Source organism: Sphingorhabdus sp. (genome assembly GCF_046292425.1).
GTDB lineage: Bacteria > Pseudomonadota > Alphaproteobacteria > Sphingomonadales > Sphingomonadaceae > Sphingorhabdus_B.
The window spans coordinates 1-510 of record NZ_JBKBQV010000136.1 but is presented as its reverse complement, the minus strand read 5'-3'; the positions used below and the strand labels follow the sequence as shown (position 1 = coordinate 510).

Below are 510 nucleotides of genomic sequence, written 5' to 3'. Positions count from 1 at the left end.
TAGATCGGCACGGTCCCAACCGGCACGGCGCTGTTCCGCACGATCCACTCGCGGGTGGGGTGGATGTGCCGCCCGGTCGAGAGGTCCATGACCGTGTCCGCGCCCCAGCGGGTCGCCCAGATCATCTTCCCGACCTCCTCCTCGATGGAGCTGGTCACGATGCTGGTGCCGAGGTTCGCGTTGATCTTCACCCGGAAGTTCCGCCCGATCACGGTGGGTTCCAGTTCCGGGTGGTTGATGTTCGCGGGGATCACCGCGCGGCCCCGCGCGACCTCGGCGCGCACGAATTCCGGCGTGATCTCGCGCGGGATGGCGGCCCCGAACCCCTGACCGGGATGCTGGTGGGTCAGGTCGAAGTCCGTCTCCTGCCGCAGCGCCTCGCGCAGCGCGACGAACTCCATCTCCGGGGTGATCTCGCCGCGCCGCGCCGCCTGAAGCTGCGTGATCCCCGCACCGGCTCGGGCGCGGCGCGGGCGGGGCACGCGCGGGAACGGCAGCGGCCCGCTGAGG

Annotated in this window: 1 protein-coding gene; it reads right to left on the bottom strand. The window is 71.4% G+C overall.

Features of this window, described 5'->3' with window-relative positions:
• A partial coding sequence (locus ACK4S7_RS13310) for a phosphomethylpyrimidine synthase ThiC (RefSeq protein ID WP_409647776.1) occupies positions 1-510 on the bottom strand: 510 nt, incomplete at both ends.